Source organism: Streptomyces venezuelae (assembly GCF_008642295.1).
Taxonomy (GTDB): Bacteria; Actinomycetota; Actinomycetes; order Streptomycetales; family Streptomycetaceae; genus Streptomyces; species Streptomyces venezuelae_C.
This window is the reverse complement of the sequence record NZ_CP029190.1, coordinates 3,200,663-3,223,743: the sequence shown is the minus strand read 5'-3', so window position 1 is coordinate 3,223,743 and position 23,081 is coordinate 3,200,663. Positions and strand designations below refer to the sequence as shown.

Sequence of the window (23,081 nt, the reverse complement as noted above, 5' to 3'; positions counted from 1 at the left end):
ATGTTCGATTGATCTGCTAGCGGACCAGGCCCAGATCCACCGGACCCCGGTCCGCCGGTACGGCCAGCAGCTCGGACAGTTTCGGGGGCCACACGGGTTCGCCGAGGGTGGCCAGCCGGTCCGGTTCGAGCCAGTGCCAGTCCGCCTGTGGGGTGTCGGTGGCGGGCGGGCGCTGCGGGCCGGTGGTGAGGTAGATGTGCTCGTGCTGCCGGACCCGCCGGCCCATGTGCACGAAATCGTGCTCCCAGGTACAGAGCAGCCGCTGCGGCGCCAGGTCGGTCCACCCGGTCTCCTCGCGCAGCTCGCGCACGACGCAGTCCTCGGGGGTCTCGCCGGGGTCGATACCGCCGCCGGGAGGCACCCAGTGGATGCCGTTCTTACTGTGGGTCTCGCGGAACAGGAACACCGAACCGGTGGGGGACAGGATGACAATGCGGGCGGCCTGCCTGGGAGTTCGCATCAGATCAGGGTACGACGGCCGCCGGGGTGACCGGCATGGCCGAGGGTTGCTCTGGCAGCCGCCGCTGCCGATGATCAATGACATGAGTACGGAAACCGTGGTCGAGAAGACCTGGCGCATGTTGTTGGAGCGCCACCCCGAAGCCCGCCGCGGGGATCCCGAGGTGATCGAAGCCGCGTCCGCTGAGCCGCGCCTGCGCCAGCTGTTCCCCTTTCCGAGCCACGGCTGCCTGACCTTCCACCGGAACACAGACTTCCCCTGGAGCAACGACCTTCCCTTCATAGCCGGTGGAGTAGGGACGTACTTGGTGTATGCCGCCGGCTACGCCGGACTCCTCGGCGAGGTGGCCACACCCCAGGAGGCTGCCGCGCTGGTCGTCGCACACCTCCCGAGCGACTGCGGGGCCGCCGTGGAGGGGCCCTGGCAGGGGGCGGACTCCCCCTGACGCCGTAGGCGAGCTGCGCGAAGGGGTTCTGCCCCCATCCGGGCGGGGTGCCGGACGTGGTCCGGCATGGCGGCGGAGCCCGCAGCGGCGCGCGGGGGATGCTGAGGCCCGTGGACGACCCCAGCCCTCGCGGGCATCCCGGCGGAGGCGGTGGCGGCGACGCCACCGGTCAGGCCGGGGTGATCGGCATCGGACTCGCCGCCGTGCTGACCTTCGCGCTCGCCCAGGGGTCCTGGCAGTGGTTCGCCACGTTCATCGGGGTGACGCTGCTTGCGGTGATCTTCGCGTTCCAGGGGCGGCCGGCCTGGACGCCCGGCATCCGCTCGCCGTACTCGCGCGGCCTGATCGCCTACTCGCTGGTCGTCGGCCTGTGCGTGGCGATCGCCCTGGCCCCGATGCTCCAGCGCTGGTCGTGGCTGTTCCCGATGCCGGTCACCCGGAGCGGGTGCGAGGCGCTGGGCAGGTACGAGGTCATCCGGACCAGGGCGGCGGTGCCGGACCTGACCGGTCCCGACGGCGCAGGTCTGGCGTACGCACAACAGGCCGCGAGCAGCAAGGCCGTTGCCGACTGCCTGGCCGCCACGACCACGCTGTGGCTGCCCCTGTACGGGGCCGGGGTGGCCGTGCTGGTGGGGGCGGTGGCGTGGACCCGCGACCGGCGAAAACAACGGGACCGGGAGCGGACCGCGCCCTAAAGCGCGACGATGTTCCGATATTCGGAGGAGTGGTGGGGCATCCGCGCCTCCCGTGCCCGCCGGGCCCGCCCTTCGAGCGGATGACCTGGGAGCCATGGGGCTCTTTGCCGCACGTCCCGAGAATCATCGCGAATCACGCAGGACAGGGAGGCTGTGCCCGTCCCATCCTGGTCGGGACTTGTCCGCTGGCGGGAAGGGAACGGCGATGGCACGGCGACTCCGGTTCATCGGTACCAACTCCGGCAACGACGGTTGCCCGACCCTTTACGAGGACCTGGCGACCGGGGAGGTCCTGGTTCAGGGAGAGGCCGTGACCGACCCTCAGGACGTTGCGCAGCTCCGCAACGTCAAGGATGGGGAGGGGTTTGTGGTTGTCCCGCGCGTGCTCCTGGCCGACTTCGCTCCCAGGGATGTGGAGAGGACGCCCGTGCTCATCGGCTTCGAGGAGTTCGCCGGGATGTTCCGGACCTTCGCGCACACGGCTTGGCGCTTGGAGACCCAGCGTCGTTACCGGTCGGACGAAGAGACCGAGACGTACCGGCGTTTCATCCGGGGTGAGGACGCCGGCTGGGACCTGAATGACCCCTGGTGCGTGTCCCGGCGTGAACAGTCGGCCCTGGGCAAGCGCTTCGAGCGGGTGCGGATCACGGACAACCCGCCCACCCCCGGTCAGCGCTACCTGCTCGACAATGCCCGTCGCAACAGCGCGGTGGGCGAAGACATCCGCAATCTGTGGCGCTCCGAAGCCGTAGCCCTGCAACTTCCCGACGAAGACTTCTGGCTCTTCGACTCCCGGGTCATCGCCCGACTCCACTTCGATGACGACGACCTGATGACCGGCGTCGAACTGGTCACGGACCCCGTGGAAGTCATTCCCGCGTGCCAGGTCCGGGACACCGCGTGGCACCACGCCGTCCCGTACGAGACATTTGCGGAACGGGTGCCGTCCGCCGAGTGAGCACGGACTTCCAACAAGCGAGAGTTGCCCTCGGTGCGCGGCTCCGCGAGCTGCGCACTGATCGGCGTCTCACCGGCCGTCAGATGGCGGTCCTGCTCGGCTGGACCCAGTCCAAGATCAGCAAGCCGGAGACCGGCCGCCAGACCGCGACGGCGGACGATCTGTTGGCGTGGGCGGAGGCCTCCGGCCGGCCGGAGGCAGCAGAAGAGCTGATCACCCGGCTCCGGAGCCTGGAGTCCCGCTCCCGCGCGTGGTGCAGACAGCTCGCAGCGGGCCACAAGCCGGTCCAGGACACGCTGACGGCCGAGTACGAACGCACGAGGACGTTCCACGTCTGGCAGGGCTCCACGGTCGTGGGAACTCCAGACCGCCGAATACGCCCGCCACGTCTTCACCCGCTATGCCGACCTCCACCAGTCCGTCCGGGACACCGAGGAAGCAGTACGCGCCCGCGTCAAGCGTCAGGAGATGCTGTACGAGCCGGGGCGCAGGTTCCACATCGTGATGTGGGAGGCAGCGCTCCGGGCGCTCGTGTGCCCTCCTCCCGTGCTGGCCGCCCAGCTCGACCGCCTGGCGGGCGTCCTCGGGCTGGACACCGTCTCCTTGGGCATCGTCCCGTTCGGCGCCTTCCTGAAGATCCCGCCGGCCAACGGTTTCTGGCTGTACGACGACCGCCTGGTGATCGCGGAGGACTGGCACGCGGAACTCTGGCTGGACGACGCGGACAGCGTGGGCGTGTACCGGAAAGTCTGGCAGGCACTCTCCGACTCCGCGGTTTACGGTGCGGACGCTCACCGCGTGATCGCCCGTGCCCGGCGGGCTCTCGACACCGCCTGAGAATCCGCCGGAAGATCGCGGACCATCCCGAGAATCCCGTCGAATCAGCCCCCACAGAGCCGGGCGGCCGGCCCTAGCGTCCACCACATCCATCACGGGAAGGAGCACGTTCATGGGCGGACAGCATGGCGGAGGCACCGGCTCGGGCCAGGGCGGGAGCCAGCAGGACGACGGCCAGTCGGGAGCCGGGCACGGCGGAGGCGGCTCGGAGGGCCAGGACTCCGGCCACAGCGACACGAAGGGAAGCGGCACCAAGTGACCGAACGCTCCACGACGGAGGCCGGCCCCCAGGGGTTGGCTTCCCGGCTCATGGACACCGGGGCCCTGACCTTCGACTGGCTCCCCGTCTACCGAGCGGTGCTCCGGGAGTCGTTCGTCCCGGACGTAATCTGGCCCGGAGTCGGCCCGGCCGACGGCGGACCGGTGGCGGGCATCGATCGGCGTAGCGACCCGGAGGGATGGTTCCGCGCGGTCTACTCGGACACCTCCCTGACTACCCAGTGGGATGACGGGAACCACACGGGGCCCGACCGGGGACAGGTCCCGACATGCAGCAACTCCCAGCCCGCCATGGTGTTCTCCATGCTGGCGGCCCTGGACATCCAGCCGGAGATGAAGGTCCTGGAAGTAGGCACGGGGACGGGATGGAACGCGGCTCTGCTGTCCGAACGGGTCGGGTCGGAGAACGTGACCACCATCGAGTTCGACGCGGAGAACGCATCCACGGCCCGAGTCCGCCTGGATTCCGCCGGCTACAACCCGGTGGCCATCGTCGGGGACGGTGCCCAGGGGTGGCCGGCGTGCGCCCCGTACGACCGGGTGCTGATCACGGCCTCACTGCGGGAGATCCCGGCGGAGATCGTCCGGCAGACCCGGCCCGGCGGGATCATCGTCTCCCCGTACGCCACGGAGTACGGCGGGGAGGCAGTGGTCCGGCTGACCGTTCAGGAGGACGGGAGTGCGTCCGGCCCGTTCGTCGGCTCCTCCGCCTTCATGCGGCTCCGGCAGCATCGCGTCCACCGGACCCATGTGAAGGAGTACCTGGGCGGGAAGCCATGGCCCGCCGACGGCCGCCGGACGGTCACGCCCCTGTCCCCGGAGGACGTGGCCGACTGGCTGCCCATGTTCGCCGTCGGGCTCCAGACACAGGGGATGTTCCCCTACCCGGAGAAGTACGACGACGGGAGCTACACGCTCTGGCTCCGGGACACCAGGGTCACCTCCTGGGCGTCGGTGGACTTCGTTCCCGGCGCGGAGGAGTTCGAGGTCTACCAGTCCGGGCCCCGGGAGCTGTGGGGCGAGCTGAGGGCCGCGTACGCCTGGTGGTGCGACCGGGGACGCCCCGGCTTCGAGCGGTTCGGTCTCACCGTTCACCCTGACGGCACCACCTGGGCCTGGCTCGACTCCCCGGAGTTCCCGGTCTCCGCCGTCGGGTAGCCGAACGCTGCTTTCGGACCCGTCCTAGCCGTTGGCGCCCGATCTGAACAGGATGTCCTCGATCGCGCGGCGGTCGAGGTTCCAGTAGGTGACCCGGGGGTTGGGGCCGTGGTTGAGGGAGCCGATCTCTTTGGACAGCGCGATGTCGAGCGAGGCCACGTCCCGGTTGCTGTTGGGGGCACGGTCCTGGTAGCCGAGGGAGAAGGACTTGAAGGCGGTCGTCTTCTCGCCCCCGCGGAAGAGGAACACGCCCGCGTAGGCCTTCCCCTTCGGGCCGATCGTGGCGTCCGCCTTGGGCCTGCCCTTCATCGCGCCGATGGGCCCGTCCATCTCCGCACCGAAGCCGACGTACGGGTAGTGGTAGAGGGTGCAGGGCTTGTCGGTGATGTTGGTGGCGGTGATGAGGAGGTTCTGCCCCGAGTCCTGCCGCCAGACCGAGGTGTCGATCGACAGGTCGTTGTCATTGCAGGCGGCGACGGTCTTCCCGCTCCCGCTCCCGCCCGGCTGTCCGGTGCCGGTCGTGCCCGGGGTGCCGGAGGGGGCAGACGTGGGGGCGGTCGTGGGGGCGGTCGTGCTCGGGGCGTCAGCGGACGGTGCGGGGGCGCCGGAGGAGGGGCCGGGGCCAGGGGCCTTTCCCTCATCCGTGCCGCCGGACTGACAGGCCGTGGCCGAGAGCAGTGCGGCGACGACCGCGAGCCCGGCGGCGTAGTTCTTCCATCTGTTGCGGACGATGACGATGCTCATGGGTGGCCCCCGTTGCCTTCACCTGGCTGGAATCGGCTGATCGAATCGGCTGATCGACGCTCCGGTTCTGCCCCTGTGCACCTCCCGAAATCCCCTTCCCGCCGGACCGTTACGCACTGAGCACATGAAGGTCGCCCTTCCGCATCCTGATCCCACTCAGCCGGCGGCCAGGGCCAGGGTGGGGGACAGGCGGGAGGCGCGGATCGCCGGGTAGAGGCCCGCCACCGTGCCGATGCACAGCGTTGCGCCGAAGCCGCCGGCCACCGCCCAGGCCGGCACCACCCACGGGAGGCCGCCGGAGTGGGCGTACACCCCGGTGGCGGCGGCGCCCAGGGCGAGGCCGGCCAGGCCGCCCAGGCCGGACAGCAGCAGGGACTCCATCACGAACTGGATCCGGATCTGCCCCTTCGTCGCGCCCAGCGACCGCCGCAGCCCGATCTCGTGCTTCCGCTCCAGCACCGAGATGATCATCGTGTTGGCCACGCCCACCCCGCCGACCAGCAGGGCGATCCCGCCCAGCCCCAGCAGCAGCGTGCTGAACGCACCCTCGGTCGCCGCCTTCGCCTGGAGCGCCGCCGAGGGGTCGGTCACCGACACCACGTGCGGGGACTGCGGGTTGGCGGCCCGCGGGATCAGGGCGCGTACCTCCTGCACCCTGGAGTCCGCCGAGCGTTCGTACACGGCCGTCGGGTGGCCGTCGAAGCCCAGCAGCGTGATCGCCGCCTCCCAGCCCACCAGGGCCGCGCGTTCGATCTCCGGTGCCAGCGGGAGCGGTTCCAGGATGCCCGTCACGGTGAAGTACCGGCCGCCGATGAACACCTGCTGGCCCGGCGCGGTGATACCGAGCCGGCGGGCCGCCACATCGCCGAGGACCACGGCCGGGTAGCGGCCGGTCGCCGGGTTCAGCCAGCTGCCGCTCGCCATCCGGGCCCGCAGGGTGCCCGGCAGGTCGTCGCGGGTGGCCAGCACCGCGATGCCGCCGGTCTCCTCCCTCGGGATGTTCTCCGTACGCCGGACCGAGTGGTTCAGCTCGGCGGTGGTGCCCACCGACTCGACGCCCTCGATCCGGGAGACCATGCCCGGCGCCTCCTTGGGCAGCTTGGTGTCCTGGCCGCTGTACATCGACGGCCCGGGCGTGGCCACCAGCATGTTGGTGCCCAGCCGGTCGAGCTCGCCCAGCAGCTTGGCCTGGCTGGAGGAGGAGATGCCGACCACCGCGATCATCGTCGCGATGCCGATGGCGATCCCGAGCGCCGACAGGAACACCCGCAGGGGCCGGGAGCGCAGTCCGGCCGAGCCCACGTGCAGGACATCGCGCGGCCCCAGCCGGGCGGGGCGCAGCTTCCGGGTCGTTGTCCGGGTCATTGCGCCGCCGTCCTTCCCGCCGGGCGGCGTACGTCCGACACGACCTCGCCGTCCCTGATCCGTACGGATCGGGGCAGGCGGGCGGCGATCTCCTGGTCGTGGGTGATCACGGCGATGGTGGCGCCGTCCCGGTTGAGTTCGTGCAGCAGCTCCATCACCGACTCTCCGGAGGCGCTGTCCAATGCGCCGGTCGGCTCGTCGGCGAGCAGCAGGTCCGGTTCGCCGGCCACGGCCCGGGCGATCGCCACCCGCTGCTTCTGACCGCCGGACAGTTCGTGCGGCCGGTGGTCCATCCGGTCGCCGAGCCCGACCCGCTCCAGGGCCGCCTCGGCCCGCCGGGTGCGGGCGGCGCGCGGCAGGCCCGAGTAGAGCAGTCCTTCCGCCACGTTGGCGCGGGCGCTGATGCCGGGCACCAGGTGGAAGGACTGGAAGACGAAGCCGACATGGCGGGAGCGCAGCGCGGACAGGGAGCGGTCGGAGAGGGCCGCGATGTCGTGGCCGGCGATGGCCACCCGGCCGGCGGTGGGCCGGTCCAGGGTGCCGACGATGTGCAGCAGGGTGGACTTCCCGGAGCCGGAGGGGCCGACGATGGAGAGCAGTTCGCCCGCCGCGACGGTCAGGTCGATGCCGCGGAGGGCGGCGACCCCGCCCGGATACTCCTTGGTGACCCCGCTCAACTCGACGACGTTCATGTCTTCGGCACCCCGACCTCCATGCCGTCCTTCAGGTCCCCGCCGGTGATCTCGACCCGCCCCTGTCCGAACATGCCGAGCTCGACCCGGACCTCGCGGACCGTGCCGTTCTCGACGACCTGTACGCCGAATCCGCCGCCGGAGAGGGCGAGCAGCGCGTTGACAGGGACGGAGAGCACGTTGGTGCGGGTCTCGCCGGTGAGCAGGACCGAGACCGGGGAACGGTCCGGGCCCTTGGCCTCCGCCGGCCGGTCGAAGACGACCACGACCTCGACCTTGGCCTTCCCGTCGCCGTCCCCGCTCCCGCCTCCGCTGCCGGTTCCGCCGCCCTGGCCGTCCGTACCGGGCGGCGGGGCGCCCACCGAGTCGATCCTGCCGGTGGCCGCGCCGCCCCCGGGCAGGGTCACCGACACCCGGTCCCCGGGCTTCGCCGCGTCCGCCTGCCCCGCATCCATCCGGAACCGGACGATCCGATCGGTGCCGGTGAGGGTGAGCACCGGCTTCCCGGGCGCGGCCTCGTCGCCGATCGCAGCCTCCGCCCGCTGTACTCGCTGCGGGCCGGAGACGAAGGCGATGTCCTCCTTGGCGACCTCGCCGGTCTGCTTCGCCTTGTGCGCCTTCTGCCAGCGTTTGACCGCCGTGACCGTGCCCTCGGTGAAGGTCTTGTCCTCCGGGTCGAGGCCCGTGCCGTGGCCGAGGGCCAGCAGGTTCCGCTTGAGTTGCCTGACGTCCTCGCCCTTGTCCCCGGCCTTCAGCGGCCGGTACATCGGCGTGGCCCCGTACATCAGGCGCACCGGCCGGCCGTTGACCTCGTACAGCCGGCCGTCCCGCGCCACGGCCGAGCCGGCATCGGCGATCCAGGTCAGCACGCCCGGTCCGGCCGCGTTCAGCCTGCGTTCCCCGGCATGGCCGAGGGTGCCCTCGACGCGGAGGCCGGAGCTGAGGTCCCCGCGCTGCACCGGGGCGGTGTCGGGCGGCAGCCCGGTGCTGCGCTGCTCCTCCCCGCGGGCTTCCGCTGCCCGCTCCTCCAGTACGACGTACCCGCCGCCGGTCGCCGCCAGCAGCAGGGCCAGCCCGAGGAGGACGCGCCGCCCGCCGCGGCCCGTGCCCCGCTTCACGCCGTCTCGCACTTCTTCTGGGCTTCCTCGAAGGCCTTCTCCTGCCCCTTCGGTATCTCGATCGCGGAGCGGGCGCTGCCCTGGTACGTCGGGTCGGGCAGGTTCACCCCGTTCTTGCGCATGCACTGCACCCACTTGAGCTCCTTGTCCTTCTGCTCCTGGGTGGGGCCCTTGCCGGAGCCGGGGCCCTGCATCCCGCAGGCCTCCATCGCCTTCTGCATCTTCTGCGGGTCCGCGCCCGAGCCCAGGGTCAGCCCGCGGGGGTCCTGGCCGGGCTCCGGGTCGGGGACGTCGATGCCCTGCTTGCGCAGGCACTGGCGCACCTTGAGGGCGTCGTCGGCGACCTTGCCGCTGTCGGTGCCGGCGTTCTGCCCGGCACTGCTGCCGCCCGCGCTGTCCTTCTTGTCACCCTTGTTCTCGCCTCCGCCGCCGGTGCAGGCGGTGACGAAGAGGGTCAGGCCGGTGAGGGCCGCGGCCGTGGTCATGGTGAGGGATCGCTTCATGCGCCCGACCCTGCGACAGGAGCGCCTTTCGTTTCTTTCACAGCCACTGCTTACGGATCCGAAATGCCGCCTTCGGATAAAGAGGACGGCATGCGAGTTCTGGTGGTGGAGGACGAGGAATTCCTCCGGGAGATGATCGCCGAGGGGCTGCGGCGCGATGCGCTGGCCGTGGACGAGGCGGGCGACGGCCTGGAGGCCCTGCACAGGCTGAGCCTGGGCGAGTACGACGTCCTGGTCCTCGACCGGGATCTGCCCGGGCTGCACGGTGACGAGGTCTGCCGGCAGGTGGTCCGGGACCGGCTGCTCACCCGGGTGCTGATGCTCACTGCCTCCGGCACGGTCCGGGACCGGGTGGAGGGCCTCGGCCTGGGCGCCGACGACTACCTCACCAAGCCGTTCGCCTACGACGAGCTGCTCGCCCGCGTCCTGGCCCTGGGCCGGCGGGCGCGCCCGGCGCTGCCGCCGGTGCTGGAGCGGGCCGGACTCGCGGTGGACACCGCCGGGCGGTCCGCCTCCCGGGACGGGCGCCGGCTGGCCCTGTCCCGCAAGGAGTTCGCCGTACTCGAGGCGCTGCTGCGCGCGGAGGGCGCGGTGGTCGGCAACGAGGACCTGATCGAGCAGGTGTGGGAGCAGGACACCAGCTACCGGACGAACGCGGTCCGGGTCACCGTCAGCAAGCTGCGGGCCAAGCTGGGCGAGCCGCCGCTGATCGAGACGGTGCCGGGCGCGGGCTACCGCATCCCGCCGACCGCGACGCCGGTCCTGGCCCAGGCCCCGGCCCCGACTGCTGCGCCGCGATGAGGGCGGCCTTCCCGCTCCCGCGCAGTGAACGGGCCCGCCTGACCGCGCTCTACGGCTCGCTGCTGCTGCTCGCGGGCGGCGGCCTGGTCGCGCTGGTGAACGTACTGTTCCGCAACGGCCTGTACGCCAGCATCAGCGGCGCCCTCACCACCACCTCCGTCCGCCCCGGTATGAGGCTGCCGGTCCCGGCCGAACGGATGGAACCCGGCGACCCCGGTGACCCCGACCACCCCGGCCCGACCCCGTCCCCCGAACAACTGGAGCAGTACCGGATCACCCAGAACCTCTCGACGGCGGCCGAACAGGCCACCCTGCACGACCTGCTGCTCGTCTCGCTGGTCGCCCTCGCGGTGTTCGCGGTGCTGTCGATGTGCCTGGCGTGGTGGATGGCGGGCCGGGTGCTGCGCCCGGTGGGCGTGATCACCGAGACCGCCCGCCGCCTCTCCGGGGAGAACCTGCACGAGCGCATCGCCCTCCAGGCCCCGCCGGGCGAACTGAAGCGGCTGGCCGACACCTTCGACGGGATGCTGGACCGGATGGAGCACCTGGTGTCGGCCCAGCGGCGGTTCGCGGCGAACGCGGCGCACGAGCTGCGCACCCCACTCGCCGTGCAGCGGTCGGCGGCGGAGATCGGGCTGGCCGGGGACCCGCCGCCGGAGAAGGTGGCACGGATCCGTACCAAGCTGATCGACACGGCCACGGCGAGCGAGCACCTCATCGAGTCCCTTCTGCTGCTGGCCGTTTCGGAGGAGGGGCTCTCCCCGGCCGGTACCGAGGAGGTCGACCTGGCGGCCCTGGCAGCGGCCGAACTGGCCGCCTGCGACCCGGCCGACCCGGCCGGAGTGGCGAATCTGACGGTGCAGCGGACCCTGGCGCCGCTTCCGGTGACCGGAGACCGGCTGCTCCTCGGCCACCTGATCCGCAATCTCCTCTCCAATGCGATACGTCACAACCGGACGGCCGGCCGGATCACCCTCGGTACCTCCGCCGACGGCTTGTTGACGGTCTCCAACACGGGGGCGCAGATCGAGCCGGCGGAGGTGCCGGCGCTGCTGGAGCCGTTTCGGCGGCGTACCGAACGGCAGCACACCCCAGGTGAGGGCGCCGGGTTGGGGCTGTCGATCGTGGCGTCGATCGCGCGGGCGCACGGAGCCGAGCTGGCGGCGGAGGCCAATCCGGCGCCGGAGGGCGGGCTCACGGTTCGTATCCGCTTCCCCGTCGCCCGCCCGCAGAGCGAAGTCAAGTCTTGTTGAATTTCCAACGAATATCTGGATCTTCTGTGTACGGTCGGCCGCATGAGCAAGCACGCCCGCGTTCCGTCCCGCACACCCCGCCGGGTGGCCATCGCGGCCACCGTCGGCCTGCTGACGTTCGCGGCCGGCTGGGCGTACGCCCTCCAGGACGGCGGCGTACCCACCGCCGCGGTCCGCGCATCCGGCGACGCGGGGGTCCCGTCCGACGGCCGCGCGCCGGCCGAGGGCCGGGCCGACCGCTCCACCGACCGCGACCCGGGCGCCGCCGCCGCTGCCGCCGGCCTGCGGGAGCTCCCCGGTCTCAGCGCCGCCACCCGGGCCCGCATCCCGGCCGACTCCCGCCAGGTCATCCTGGTCGCGGGCAAGGCCAAGGACTCCTCCGAGGGCACCGCCACCCTCTACACCCGCCCGGACACCACCGCCCCCTGGACGGCGGCCGGCAGCTGGCCGGCCCGCAACGGTGCCAAGGGCTGGGCCACGGACCGCCGCTACGGCGATCTGTCCTCCCCGGCGGGGGTCTTCTCCCTCACCGACGCGGGCGGCCTCCTCCCGCCCCCGCCCGGCACCCGGCTCCCGTACGACCGGGACGGCTCCTTCGTCCCGTCCGGCCGCGGGGTCAACGGCGAATCCCTGGCCGGGTCCTTCGACTATGTCGTGGCCATCGACTTCAACCGCAAGCGCGGCGCCTCCCCGCTCGACCCCACCAAGCCGGAGGGCGAGGCGAAGGGCGGCAACATCTGGCTGCACGTGGACCACAACGGCCCGTCCCAGGGCTGCGTGGGCATCCCGAAGGCCGCCATGCAGAAGGTCCTCCAGACCCTGGACCCGGCCGCGAAGCCGGTCATCGTGATGGGACCTGCCGGCTTCTGACCCCGCGTCCGGGGCGGCCCAAGTAGCGTGTTTCCTCCGCCGATAGGAGGGGGCACGGCCATGTCGGTGTCGAACAGGATCAGCGACGGCGTGTTCTTCCACGCCGTGATCCAGGGCCAGAGCATCACGGTGCAGCTGCCCCCGGAGATCACCCCTGCGCTGTCCGGACTGCCGGCGGCCTCGGCCACTTTCACCGGCCGCGACGACCACATTGCGGAACTGCTCGGGCTGCTGGTCCCCGGACCGGACCGGCAGCAGGCGGTGCTGGTCGCCGCGGTGGCCGGACTGGCCGGGGTGGGCAAGACCGAACTCGCCGTACAGACGGCGGTCCGGGCCCTCGCCGAGGACGGCTGGTTCCCGGGCGGGGTGCTCTTCGTCGACATGTTCGGCTACGACGCCGAACGCCTGCTGTCCCCCGACCGGGCACTGGACGGCCTGCTGCACGCGCTGGGCCTGCCCGGTGAGCACATCCCGCCCACCCTCCAGGACCGGTCCCGGCTCTACCGCAGCGTGCTGGCCGCGTACGCCGCGCAGGGCCGCCGCGTCCTGGTCGTCATCGACAACGCCTCCGCCGCCCACCAGGTCCGCCCGCTGCTGCCGACCGACGGCAGCACGGCCGCGCTCGTCACCTCCCGCCACACCCTGGACATCGAGGCGCGGCTGCACGACCTGAACGTCCTGGACGAGGCGGCCTCCGTCGACCTCCTCGGCCAGGCCCTCCGGCAGGCGCGGGGCGCGGCCGACACCCGGGTGCGGGACGAACCGGCCGAGGCGGCGGCCATCGCCCGGCTGTGCGGGGGCCTGCCGCTGGCCCTGCGGGTCGCCGCGGCCCTGCTGGCCGACACCCCGACCCGGCCGCTCGCCTCCCTCGCCGAGGCGCTCCGCGCGGCCCACACCCGCCTGGACCGCCTCCACCGCGAAGACCGCGCGGTCCGCGCGGCCTTCGACCTCTCGTACCGGCACCTGCCCGCATCCCACGCCCGCCTGTTCCGGCTGCTCCCGCTGAACGCGGGCCCGGACATCGCGACGGAGTCCGCGGCCCGGCTGGCCGACCTGGACTCCCCGACGACGGAAACCCTCCTGTCGGACCTGGCCCGCGCGCACCTGATCGAACCGGCGGCGGTCTGGGGCCGCTGGCGGGCCCACGACCTGGTACGGCTGTACGCGGACGAGCGGGGCGTGGAGCACGCGGTCGCCGACGACCGCCACGCCGCGCAGAGCCGTCTGCACGCGCACTACATCACGACGACCGCCGATGCCACCGAACACCTCCTGTCCTCGTCGGTCGCTCCGCCCACCCGGTTTCCGGGCTGGACCGCCGCCATGGCCTGGCTCCGCAGCGAGCACTCCAACCTGATCGCGACCACCACCGCGGTTCCGCCCCTGGGCAGCCCGGCGACCAGCACCGCACTGGCCATGTGCCTCCCCGACTACCTTGAGCGCACCCGCTCCTATGGAGACATGGCCACGGTCAGTGCTGCGGCAGTGGCCATCGCGCGCAGCCAGGGTGATCTCCAGGCCGAAGGCCATGCGCTGAACAACCACGGTTACGCGCTGCGGGAGATGCGCAGGTTCGACGATTCGATCGCGGCCCACGCACGGGCGCTCGACATCGCCACCGAGCTCGACGACCGCCTCGCGGCGGGAGTCGCCCTGCAGAACCTCGGCAACGCGTTCCGGATGGTGCGCAGGTTCGAGGAGTCGGTGGCGGCGCACCGGCGCGCCCTGGCGCTCGTACGCGAGTTCCGCGACCGCAACGGCGAAGGATCGGTGCTCAACAGCCTGGGGCTGGTGCTGGGGGAAATGCGCAGATTCGATGAGGCGGTCGAGACGCTCGGCCAAGCAGTCGCGGTGGTCCGGGAGCTGGAGGATCAGAGGAGTACCGCCCTGGGCCTCACCAACCTGGGCACCGTTCTGACCGCGCTGCAGCGTTACGACGAGGCCGTCGAGGTCCATGGCGAAGCGGCTGCCATTGCCGTGCAGCTCGAAGACCGCCATTTCGAAGGCGGGGCACTCGGCAACATGGGAAACGCATTGACGAAACTGGGGCGGGACGACGAAGCCTTCGAGGCGCACACGCGAGCCGTCGCTGTGTTCCGGGAGCAGGGTGATCGCCATGCCGAAGGGCAGGCCCTGAGCAATCTGGGGCTGGTTCTCGTCAGGCTGGAGCGCCTCCGCGAGGCCGCCGATGCCCACGCCCTGGCCGTGGCCATTGCTGCAGAGACAGGGGACCGGCAGGGCGAAGGAGCGGCTCTGAACAACTTGGGCGAGGCTTTGGTGGAGACGCAGGCCCTGGACGAGGCGGTCGTGACGTACACGCGGGCCGTCGAGGTGTTCCGGGAGGTGGCCGACTCCTACAACGAGGCAGGAGCGCTCTCCAATCTGGGATGGGTTCATTTCAAGATGCGGCGCCTCGACGAGGCCGTCGAGCTCTTCGGGCAGGCAGCCGTTGTGTTTGCCCGGGCAGGCGAACAAGGCGAGGAGCGCAAGGCGCTGCGCAACCAGGCAAGGGCACACAACGAGCGGTGGCTGCTCCGATGGGACGAGTACGCCGAACCCCTTGTCTGACGAGCCGTCAGCTTGGAGCATGGGCCCGGCATGCAGCCGTATGACGTTTCGTCAGGTGAAGGTGGGCCGCCCATGGCGCGCGTATTCGAAGAAGGCCGGCTGGTCTACGGGATGCAGCTCCCGGTCCAGTCCCAGAGCACCATCTACGCCGAGCCCTGGGAGGCCTCGGCCGGAGCCGCCGATATCGCTGCGATCGCCCGGGCCGCCGACCGGGCCGGCTTCGGGTATCTGGCGTCCTGCGACCACGTCGCGATCCCGCGCCGGCTGGCCGCGGCCATGAGCACCGTCTGGTACGACCCGGTCGCCACCCTCTCCTTCCTCGCCGGGGTCACCGAGCGGGTCAGGCTGCTCAGCCATGTGGCGATCGTGGCCCTGCGCCACCCGCTGATCAGCGCCAAGCAGTACGCCACCCTCGACCACCTCTCCGGCGGCCGGCTGATCCTCGGGGTCGGCGCCGGGCACGTGCAGGAGGAGTTCGAGGTGCTCGGGGTCGACTTCGAGCGGCGCGGGGCGGTGCTGGACGAGGTGCTGGACGCCCTCCGGGTGGCCCTCGGGCCGGAGGAGTTCCCCGCCTTCGAGGGCGAGTTCCACCGCTTCGAGGGCCTCGGGCAGCTGCCCCGGCCGGTCCAGCAGCGGATCCCGGTCTGGGTGGGCGGTTCCTCGCCGGCCGCCGTCCGCCGGGCCGCCGTACGCGGCGACGGCTGGCTGCCGCAGGGCGATCCGCGGGACCGGCTGCCCGGCCGGATCGCCCGGATCAGGGAGCTGCGCGAGGCCGCCGGGATCACCGACCCGATCGAGATCGGGGCGATCACCGAGGCGCTGTACGTCGGCGAGCCCGGCTGGGACACCGGCCGCCGCACCCTCGCCGGCAAGGGCGAGGCCCTGGCCGAGTCCCTCCGCGAGTACCGGGCGCTGGGTGTGGACCAGATCCAGGTGCGGTTCCGCAGCCGCAACCGGGCGGAGCTGTGTGACCAGATCACGGCCTTCGGGGCCGAGGTCGCACCCCATCTCAACGACTAGGAGGCTTGTTGTGGGGAAGCTGGACGGGCGCGTTGTCATCATCACCGGGGCGGCGCGCGGCCAGGGCGAGCAGGAGGCCCGGCTGTTCGCCGCCGAGGGCGCGAAGGTGCTGCTCGGGGATGTGCTGGACGAGCAGGGCGCGCAGGTCGCCAAGGACATAGGCGAGGACAGCGCCCGCTATGTGCGGCTGGACGTGAGCCGGGAGGAGGACTGGGCGGCGGCGGTGGCCGCCGCGAAGGAGGCCTTCGGCGGCCGGATCGACGGGCTGGTCAACAATGCCGGAATCCTGCGGTTCAACGAGCTGGTGAGCACCCCGCTCGCCGAGTTCGAGCAGATCGTGCAGGTCAACCAGGTGGGCTCGTTCCTCGGCATCAAGAGCGTGGCCCCGGAGATCGAGGCGGCCGGCGGCGGCACCATCGTCAACACCTCCTCCTACACCGGCCTGACCGGCATGGCCTTCGTCGGGGCCTATGCGGCGACGAAGGCCGCCGTCGTCGGTCTGACCCGGGTCGCCGCGCTGGAGCTGGCCGCGAAGAACATCCGGGTCAACGCCATGTGCCCGGGTGCCGTGGACACCCCGATGGCCAACCCGGCCCTGCTCGACCCGGACGGCCCGTCCGCGGAGGCCACCGAGGCCATGGGGGAGCTGTACCGCAGGGTGGTGCCGCTGGGCCGGGCGGGGCTGCCGGCCGAGGTGGCGCGCCTGGCCCTCTTCCTGAGCAGCGAGGACTCCTCGTACATCACCGGCCAGCCGTTCGTCATCGACGGTGGCTGGATGGCGGGCGTGAGCATCCTCTGACCGTTCCCCGGTCATTCTCTGACGGTACGTCAGGTATTGACGCCACACTCCCCGGATGGAACAGTCAGCCCTATCGATCTGACGATGCGTCAGAAACCAAAGGACGGTGAACCCCCTTGGAATTCGGGCTCTTTGTGCAGGGATACGTGCCTGAGGCGCGGTCCAAGGTCGACCCCGAGGCAGAGCACAAGGCGCTGTTGGAGGAGACCGAGTACGTCATCCAGGCCGACAGGTCCGGCTTCAAGTACGCCTGGGCCTCCGAGCACCACTTCCTGGAGGAGTACTCGCACCTGTCGGCGAACGAGGTGTTCCTCGGGTACCTCGCCTCCGCCACCGAGCGCATCCACCTCGGCTCCGGCATCTTCAACCCGCTCGCCCAGGTCAACCACCCCGTCAAGGTGGCCGAGAAGGTCACCATGCTCGACCACCTCTCCAAGGGCCGCTTCGAGTTCGGCACCGGCCGCGGAGCGGGCAGCCACGAGATCCTCGGATTCCTCCCCGGGATCACGGACATGAACCACACCAAGGAGATCTGGGAGGAGACCATCGCGGAGTTCCCCAAGATGTTCCTCCAGGAGGAGTACGAGGGGTTCCAGGGCAAGCACTGGTCGCTGCCGCCGCGCAAGGTCTTCCCCAAGCCGTACGGCAAGGCCCACCCCGCCATGTGGTACGCCGCCGGATCCCCCTCCTCGTACGCGATGGCGGCCAAGAAGGGCCTCGGCGTCCTCGGCTTCAGCGTCCAGAAGGTCTCCGACATGGAGTGGGTGCTGGAGCAGTACAAGACCGCCATCCAGGAGGCGAAGGCCATCGGCGCCTTCGTCAACGACAACGTCATGGTCACCTCGACCGCGATCTGCGCCGAGACCCACGACAAGGCCGTCGAGATCGCCGTCAACGCGAACATGAACCGCTTCCAGTCGCTGGTGTTCCGCTACCACGACACCTTCCCGCGGCCCGAGGCCATCCCGGAGTGGCCCGAGACCCTGCCCGCGTACAACGCGGAGATCATCGAGCTGCTCATCGCCGAGGAGCTGCTGATCTGCGGAGACCCCTCCGAGGTCCTCGCCCAGTGCAAGCGCTGGGAGCAGGCCGGCGCCGACCAGCTGTCCTTCGGACTGCCGACCGGGGTCTCGTACGAGGACACGATGAACACCATCAAGCTCATCGGCGAGCACGTCATCCCGAAGATCGACACCGACCCGGTGCACCGCACCACCCGCTTCCGCGAAGCGTCCGCCTGACGGCGGGCCCGGGCCCCTGCGGGTGCCCGGCCCCAGGACAGGGACGGCGTCTTCCCGGACCGCCGTCCCGAAACCGGCCCCGGCCGGAGGCATTCCGAGGCCGCGGCCGGCCCGGCGGCCCCCGGCCGGGGCCCGCGCGCGGGACCGGCGGGGGCGGAGCGCCGTCCTCGTACCCCGGGCGGAGCCCCGTACAAGGAGGAGAAGGGACGTCATGCTCGACCACCTGATCAAGGGCGCCACCGTCGTGGACGGCACCGGCGCCCCCGCCCGCACCGCGGACGTCGGCATCCGCGACGGCCGCATCGCCGTCATCGCCGCGCCCGGCGCGGTCACCGAGGAGGCCCGCACCAGCGAGGACGCCACCGGCCTCGTCCTCACCCCCGGCTTCATCGACCCGCACACCCACTACGACGCCCAGCTGTTCTGGGACCCGTACGCCACCCCCTCCATGAACCACGGCGTGACCACCGTCGCCGGCGGCAACTGCGGCTTCACCCTCGCCCCGCTCCACCCGGGCCGGCCCGAGGACGCCGACTACACCCGCCGCATGATGAGCAAGGTCGAGGGCATGGCCCTCAAGGCGCTGGAGGAAGGCGTCGACTGGTCCTGGTCCACCTTCGGCGAGTACCTCGACGCCCTCGAAGGCCGGATCGCCGTCAACGCCGGCTTCATGGTCGGCCACTGCGCACTGCGCCGCCACGTCATGGGCGAGGCCGCGGTCGGCGGACAGCCCAGCCCCGAGCAACTGGACGAGATGCTCGCGCTGCTCCACGACGCCATGAACGCGGGCGCCTGGGGCCTGTCCACCACCCAGTCCGCCACCCACTCCGACGGCGCGGGCGCCCCCGTCGCCTCCCGGCACGCCACCCCCGCCGAACTCCTGGCCCTCTCCCGGGCCGTCGGCGACCACGAGGGCACCCAGCTCGAAGCGATCGTGGCCGGCTGCCTTGACCAGTTCTCGGACGACGAGATCGACCTCTTCGTCGAGATGAGCGCCGCCGCCGGCCGCCCGCTGAACTGGAACGTCCTCACCATCGACGCGGCCGTACCGGAACGGGTCCCGCGCCAGCTGGTCCCCAGCGAACGCGCCCGCAAGGCCGGCGGCCGGATCGTGGCCCTGACCATGCCGATCCTCACCCCCATGAACATGTCGCTCGGCACCTTCTGCGCGCTCAACCTCATCCCCGGCTGGGGCGAGGTCCTCGGGCTGCCCGTCCCCGAGCGGATCGCCAGGCTCCGCAACCCGGAGGTCCGGGCGGAGATGCTGCGGCGCGCGGACAGCAAGGAGGCCGGCGTGTTCCGGCGGCTGGCCAACTTCGGCCGGTATGTCATCGGGGACACCTACAGCAAGGAGAACGAGGGACTCTCCGGCCGTGTGGTGAACGACATCGCCGCCGAACGCGGCCAGGACCCCTTCCACTGCCTGGTGGAGATCTGCGCCAACGACGAGCTGCGGACCGTCCTGTGGCCGATGCCCACCGACAACGACCCGGCCAGCTGGACCCTGCGCGCCGAAACCTGGCAGCACGAGGACGTCATGCTGGGCGGCTCCGATGCGGGCGCCCACCTGGACCGGATGTGCGGGGCCCCGTACACCACCCGGTTCCTGGGCGACTGCCTGCGCGGGCGCAGGCTGGTCCCGCTGGAGCAGGCCGTGAAGATGCTCACCGACGACCCGGCGCAGCTGTTCGGCCTGCGGGAGCGCGGCCGGATCGCCGAGGGCTGGCACGCGGACCTGGTCCTCTTCGACCCGGAACGGATCGAGGCCGGACCGGCCACCCTGGTCCACGACCTGCCCGGGGACAGCCCGCGGCTGGACTCCCGGGCCATCGGCATCGTGTCGGTCCGGGTCAACGGTGTGGAGACCATCCGGGACGACGAGGTCACCGGGGCCATCCCGGGCATCGTGCTGCGGTCCGGCCGGGACACGAGGACGGTGAGCACCCGGTGAGCGGTGAAACCCGGCAGTTGTACATCGGCGGGGAATGGGTGGAGCCGGCCGGCGGCCACTACGAGGTGATCAACCCGGCGGACGAGTCGGTGGTCGGCCTCGCCCCCGAAGCCTCGCCGGAACAGGTCGCGGAGGCGGCCCGGGCCGCCCGGGAGGCCTTCGACGGCTGGTCCCGCACGCCGGCCGAGGAGCGGGCGGCGATCCTCGACCGGGCCGCGGACATCATGCAGCGCGAGTTCGAACCGTGGACGGCCCTCGCCCAGGCGGAGACGGGCGCGCCCACCGGGATCGCGCGCGGCATGCAGGTCGGGGTGGGGGTCGCCCGGTTCCGGCGGTATGCGCGCGGAGCCCTGGAACCCGTGGAGAAGGCCCTGCCGCCGCAGGTCACCGAGGCCGGCCCGATGGGGAAGGCCGGCATCCTGGGCGCGCTGGAGGTGCGCCAGCCGGTGGGCGTGGTCAGCTGTATCACCTCGTACAACAACCCGTGGGCGAACCCGGCGGGCAAGGTGGCGCCGGCGCTGGCGATGGGCAACACGGTGGTCGTCAAACCGGCCCCGCAGGACCCGCTGTCGGTGTTCAGGATGGCGGAGGCCCTGGCCGGGGCGGGCGTTCCGGCGGGCGTGGTGAACGTCGTCAACGGCCAGTCGGTGGCCGTCGGCGAGGCGGCCGTCGACTCCCCGGACGTGGACATGGTGTCCTTCACCGGCTCCACGGCGGTCGGGCAGCGCATCGCCGAGGTGTGCGGGCGCAGCATGAAGCGCCAGCTGATGGAGCTGGGCGGCAAGGGCGCGGCGATCGTCTTCGACGACGCTGACCTGGATGCCGCCATGATGGGCATCGGCACCACCTTCTCCTTCTACTCCGGCCAGATCTGCACGGCCCCGACCCGGGTTCTGGTCCACCGGTCGGTGCACGACGCCCTGGTCGAGAAGCTGACCGGCTACCTGGCCTTTATGAAGGTCGGCGACCCGGCGGCGGCGGGGACCGTGGTCGGCCCGGTGATCTCGGCGGCCCACCGGGACCGGGTGGAGTCGTACATCGAGCTGGGGAAGAAGGAGGGCGCCCGGATCGCGGTCGGCGGCGACCGGCCGGCCGTCCGGGCGGACGGCAAGGGCTTCTATGTGGCCCCCACCCTGCTGGTCGACTGCACCAACGAGATGCGGGTGGTCCGGGAGGAGATCTTCGGCCCGGTGGTCGTGGTCGTCCCCTTCGACACGGAGGAGGAGGCGGTGGCCCTGGCCAACGACTCCGAGTTCGGGCTGCTGTCGTACGTGTGGTCCGGCGACGCTGCCCGCGCCTTCCGGGTGGCCCGGCGCCTCCGCTCGGGCGGGGTCGGCGTGAACACCATCGGCCGGAACATGGAGGCGCCGTTCGGCGGGTTCAAGAAGTCCGGGGTCGGCCGCGACGTCGGCTCGTACGCCCTGCACGCCTACAGCGAGATCCAGTCCATCGTCTGGACGACGTAGCGCCGGACACGGGGCCGGACACAGCGCCGGACGGAGCGCCGCACGCGGCCCGGGCCCCCGGGGGCCCCCGCGGGAGGGGGGCACCCGGGAGCGTGCGGTCAGGCGGTGTCCTCGGCCGGCCAGGGGAAGCCGAGGGCCTCGGCGTCCTCCCGGCGGGCATACCGGAGTTCGGCCAGGAACCGCGGATCGCCGGCCGCGAGCCGCCGGAGTGCGGCGGCTGCCTGCTCCTGCGGCGGGGAGCCGTCGTCCGGGACGAGCCACTCGAAGTACAGCCGCGGCCCGCCCGGCTCATGCGTCCCGGCTCCCAGGCCCCTCTGGTGGGCGAACGAGACGGTGACCGTTCCCGGATCGCCCCACGAGGGACGGGCCGAGGCTTCCCCGCAGTCCCATCGGGACAGCAACTCGGGCCGGTCCCGCAGCCCCTGGGCGATCTGCAGAGCGGTCGTATGGGCCGGCCACTCCCACTCCCGGTCCTGCGTGGCCCGGGTGATCTCGGCGTCGTATGCGGCTGCGTCGAACCGCAGGGCCGCCGGCTGCGGCCCCTGCGCGCCCCGCCAGCCGTCCCACACGACCTGGTCGCCCTCCCTGCGGATGGTGACGTAGAGCGTGCCACAGCACTCCTCGCCGCAGTGCGGAAAGGCGAGCTGCACCTCGCGGGGCTCCGCGCCGGCCCGCAGCAGACCCCCGTCGAGCAGGGCCCCGGGGCTTTCGCAGACCCCCTTGGGAAACAGCGCCGCGACCACGGGGAGGCCGTCGACCAGGACGCGCGTCTCCACCAGGTGGCGGACGTCCGGGTCGGTCACGACGACCTCCAGACGGAACCGGTCCGGCCCGGCGGGTCCGGCGGGTCCGGCAGGGCGGGCGAAGGGCCGCCGTCCGGTGCGGCGGATCCAGCCGGCCCGGAGCCCGGCACGGTCCGTGTTGTCCGTTCTATCCGCGCTGGCCGCCCAGGCGGGTTCGGCCAGCAGCCCGCCCAGGGTGTCGAGCAGCTCCCGGCGGCGGCCCGGCGGCCAGTCGAGGACCGCACCGGCGCCGCTGTGCAGGCCGATGGCGAGCGACAGCAGCATGGCGTGGGCGTCCAGGTCCGGGGTGAGCCGGTGCGCCCCGGCGACCACCGCCTCGTACAGCTGCACGGGACGTGAGTAGTCGGGGAGCTTCGGCCCGTCGACATAGCTGTCGGCCATCAGGGCGAGCAGCCGTCCGGCCAGCCCGACCAGCCCCGCGTCCTGCGGGTATCTGCGGAGCAGGGCATCGAGCCGGACGACCTCGGCGAGCCGGGCGACGGGTACGGGCCAGGGCGCGGGCGGCTCGTCGGCCGCCGGGAGCAGCAGGTCGCGTACGGCGTCGAAGTCCCCGGCGGTCACCGCCTCGATCAGCCGCAGCACACGGGGCTGGTCGCTGCGGCCGGTCAGCCATACGACGGCGGCTGTATGGCGGTCGATCCGGTCCAGGGCCTCGACCACCGGGTCGGCGAAGGCTTCGAGCATGCCGAGGGTGCGGAGGACGGGGACGTCCTCGGGGCCGCCGAGCCAGGTCAGCAGGCCCAGCCCGGCGCTGACCACGACGGGGTGGGTGCCGGTGCCGGCCAGTCTGCGGGCCAGCTGCCGGGCGGGGCCGGTGACCGGGTCGTCGGGTGGGAGGCGCCGGCCGATCAGGTAGGCGATCCGGTGGACGGTCTCGGGCTCGACGGGGAGCGCGGTCAGCCGCAGGTGCGCGGCTTCGGCGGCCCGGCCGAGGTCCGGATCGGCGAACAGCGGGGTGAGGGCTTCGGTGACCGCGGCCTGTGCGGGGCCCCACTCGAGCTCGCGGGCGCTCACCGGGCGGAGGTGTACTCGATTCCGTTGATCATGGAAGGAAG

The 23,081-nt window shown here is 71.9% G+C and carries 21 protein-coding genes and 1 pseudogene; 15 read left to right on the top strand and 7 right to left on the bottom strand.

All coding sequences use genetic code 11. From position 1 onward, the window contains the following. Positions 1–16 precede the first annotated feature (16 nt). Positions 17–460 (bottom strand): NUDIX hydrolase, encoded by a 444-nt coding sequence (locus tag DEJ50_RS14025; protein WP_150208347.1) that lies wholly within the window; start codon positions 458–460, stop codon positions 17–19. 82 nt (positions 461–542) lie between these two features. Here DEJ50_RS14025 and DEJ50_RS14020 point away from each other — a divergent pair, with 82 nt between their 5' ends. The 6 genes and pseudogenes from DEJ50_RS14020 to DEJ50_RS14000 all read left to right on the top strand — a co-directional run bounded on the left by DEJ50_RS14020 (position 543) and on the right by DEJ50_RS14000 (position 4,832). Continuing rightward, entirely contained in the window at positions 543–905 is a 363-nt protein-coding gene (locus DEJ50_RS14020; protein WP_150208345.1) for a DUF6193 family natural product biosynthesis protein, read from the top strand. 110 nt (positions 906–1,015) lie between these two features. Further along, the gene (locus DEJ50_RS14015) at positions 1,016–1,600 is read left to right on the top strand and encodes a hypothetical protein (protein WP_223837749.1); all 585 of its coding nucleotides are present in this window, start codon (positions 1,016–1,018) and stop codon (positions 1,598–1,600) included. Positions 1,601–1,805: 205 nt separating this feature from the next. Further along, positions 1,806–2,558, top strand: coding sequence for a DUF6879 family protein (locus DEJ50_RS14010; protein ID WP_150208344.1), 753 nt, complete (start codon positions 1,806–1,808; stop codon positions 2,556–2,558). Continuing rightward, positions 2,555–3,395, top strand: a pseudogene (locus DEJ50_RS14005) (helix-turn-helix domain-containing protein). Before DEJ50_RS14010 ends, DEJ50_RS14005 begins: the two are co-directional and overlap by 4 nt. 112 nt (positions 3,396–3,507) lie before the next feature. Beyond that, positions 3,508–3,654, top strand: a complete 147-nt coding sequence (locus DEJ50_RS33905) for a hypothetical protein (RefSeq protein ID WP_190344470.1) — start codon at positions 3,508–3,510, stop codon at positions 3,652–3,654. Next, on the top strand, positions 3,651–4,832 hold the full coding sequence (locus DEJ50_RS14000) for a methyltransferase domain-containing protein (protein WP_223837748.1): 1,182 nt from the start codon (positions 3,651–3,653) through the stop codon (positions 4,830–4,832). Before DEJ50_RS33905 ends, DEJ50_RS14000 begins: the two co-directional genes overlap by 4 nt. 24 nt (positions 4,833–4,856) lie before the next feature. On the opposite strand, the gene DEJ50_RS13995 is transcribed toward DEJ50_RS14000, so the two are convergent. From DEJ50_RS13995 to DEJ50_RS13975, 5 genes are all read right to left on the bottom strand, one after another. Beyond that, on the bottom strand, positions 4,857–5,576 hold the full coding sequence (locus DEJ50_RS13995) for a DUF4232 domain-containing protein (protein WP_150208342.1): 720 nt from the start codon (positions 5,574–5,576) through the stop codon (positions 4,857–4,859). A gap of 156 nt (positions 5,577–5,732) precedes the next feature. Next, positions 5,733–6,941, bottom strand: a complete 1,209-nt coding sequence (locus DEJ50_RS13990) for an ABC transporter permease (RefSeq protein WP_150208340.1) — start codon at positions 6,939–6,941, stop codon at positions 5,733–5,735. Next, positions 6,938–7,633: an ABC transporter ATP-binding protein gene (locus tag DEJ50_RS13985; RefSeq protein ID WP_150208339.1), complete on the bottom strand. Its 696-nt coding sequence runs from the start codon at positions 7,631–7,633 to the stop codon at positions 6,938–6,940. The genes DEJ50_RS13990 and DEJ50_RS13985 overlap by 4 nt, the downstream gene beginning before the upstream one ends. After that, entirely contained in the window at positions 7,630–8,751 is a 1,122-nt protein-coding gene (locus DEJ50_RS13980) for a peptidoglycan-binding protein (protein ID WP_150208337.1), read from the bottom strand. Before DEJ50_RS13980 ends, DEJ50_RS13985 begins: the two co-directional genes overlap by 4 nt. Beyond that, positions 8,748–9,254, bottom strand: coding sequence for a hypothetical protein (locus DEJ50_RS13975; protein WP_150208335.1), 507 nt, complete (start codon positions 9,252–9,254; stop codon positions 8,748–8,750). The genes DEJ50_RS13980 and DEJ50_RS13975 overlap by 4 nt, the downstream gene beginning before the upstream one ends. A gap of 90 nt (positions 9,255–9,344) precedes the next feature. Here DEJ50_RS13975 and DEJ50_RS13970 point away from each other — a divergent pair, with 90 nt between their 5' ends. The 9 genes from DEJ50_RS13970 (at position 9,345) to DEJ50_RS13930 (ending at position 21,223) form a co-directional block, all read left to right on the top strand. Further along, positions 9,345–10,055, top strand: a complete 711-nt coding sequence (locus DEJ50_RS13970; RefSeq protein ID WP_150208333.1) for a response regulator transcription factor — start codon at positions 9,345–9,347, stop codon at positions 10,053–10,055. Beyond that, complete coding sequence (locus DEJ50_RS13965; protein ID WP_150208331.1) at positions 10,052–11,308, top strand: sensor histidine kinase; 1,257 nt, start codon at positions 10,052–10,054, stop codon at positions 11,306–11,308. Before DEJ50_RS13970 ends, DEJ50_RS13965 begins: the two co-directional genes overlap by 4 nt. A gap of 42 nt (positions 11,309–11,350) precedes the next feature. Next, positions 11,351–12,178, top strand: coding sequence for a hypothetical protein (locus DEJ50_RS13960; RefSeq protein ID WP_150208330.1), 828 nt, complete (start codon positions 11,351–11,353; stop codon positions 12,176–12,178). 60 nt (positions 12,179–12,238) lie between these two features. Continuing rightward, positions 12,239–14,746: a tetratricopeptide repeat protein gene (locus tag DEJ50_RS13955; RefSeq protein ID WP_150208328.1), complete on the top strand. Its 2,508-nt coding sequence runs from the start codon at positions 12,239–12,241 to the stop codon at positions 14,744–14,746. 72 nt (positions 14,747–14,818) lie between these two features. Continuing rightward, on the top strand, positions 14,819–15,766 hold the full coding sequence (locus DEJ50_RS13950) for a TIGR03619 family F420-dependent LLM class oxidoreductase (protein ID WP_190344468.1): 948 nt from the start codon (positions 14,819–14,821) through the stop codon (positions 15,764–15,766). A 10-nt stretch (positions 15,767–15,776) separates the two neighbouring features. After that, entirely contained in the window at positions 15,777–16,565 is a 789-nt protein-coding gene (locus DEJ50_RS13945) for an SDR family NAD(P)-dependent oxidoreductase (protein WP_150208326.1), read from the top strand. Between the two features lie 116 nt (positions 16,566–16,681). Next, complete coding sequence (locus DEJ50_RS13940) at positions 16,682–17,806, top strand: LLM class flavin-dependent oxidoreductase (protein ID WP_150208324.1); 1,125 nt, start codon at positions 16,682–16,684, stop codon at positions 17,804–17,806. Positions 17,807–18,017: 211 nt separating this feature from the next. Then, a complete protein-coding gene (locus tag DEJ50_RS13935) occupies positions 18,018–19,757 on the top strand; it encodes an N-acyl-D-amino-acid deacylase family protein (protein WP_150208322.1) in 1,740 nt (579 codons plus the stop codon). After that, positions 19,754–21,223: an aldehyde dehydrogenase family protein gene (locus DEJ50_RS13930; RefSeq protein WP_150208320.1), complete on the top strand. Its 1,470-nt coding sequence runs from the start codon at positions 19,754–19,756 to the stop codon at positions 21,221–21,223. The genes DEJ50_RS13935 and DEJ50_RS13930 overlap by 4 nt, the downstream gene beginning before the upstream one ends. Before the next feature lie 98 nt (positions 21,224–21,321). Here DEJ50_RS13930 and DEJ50_RS13925 read toward each other — a convergent pair whose 3' ends face one another. Next, a complete protein-coding gene (locus DEJ50_RS13925) occupies positions 21,322–23,040 on the bottom strand; it encodes a hypothetical protein (RefSeq protein ID WP_150208318.1) in 1,719 nt (572 codons plus the stop codon). Positions 23,041–23,081: the final 41 nt, after the last annotated feature.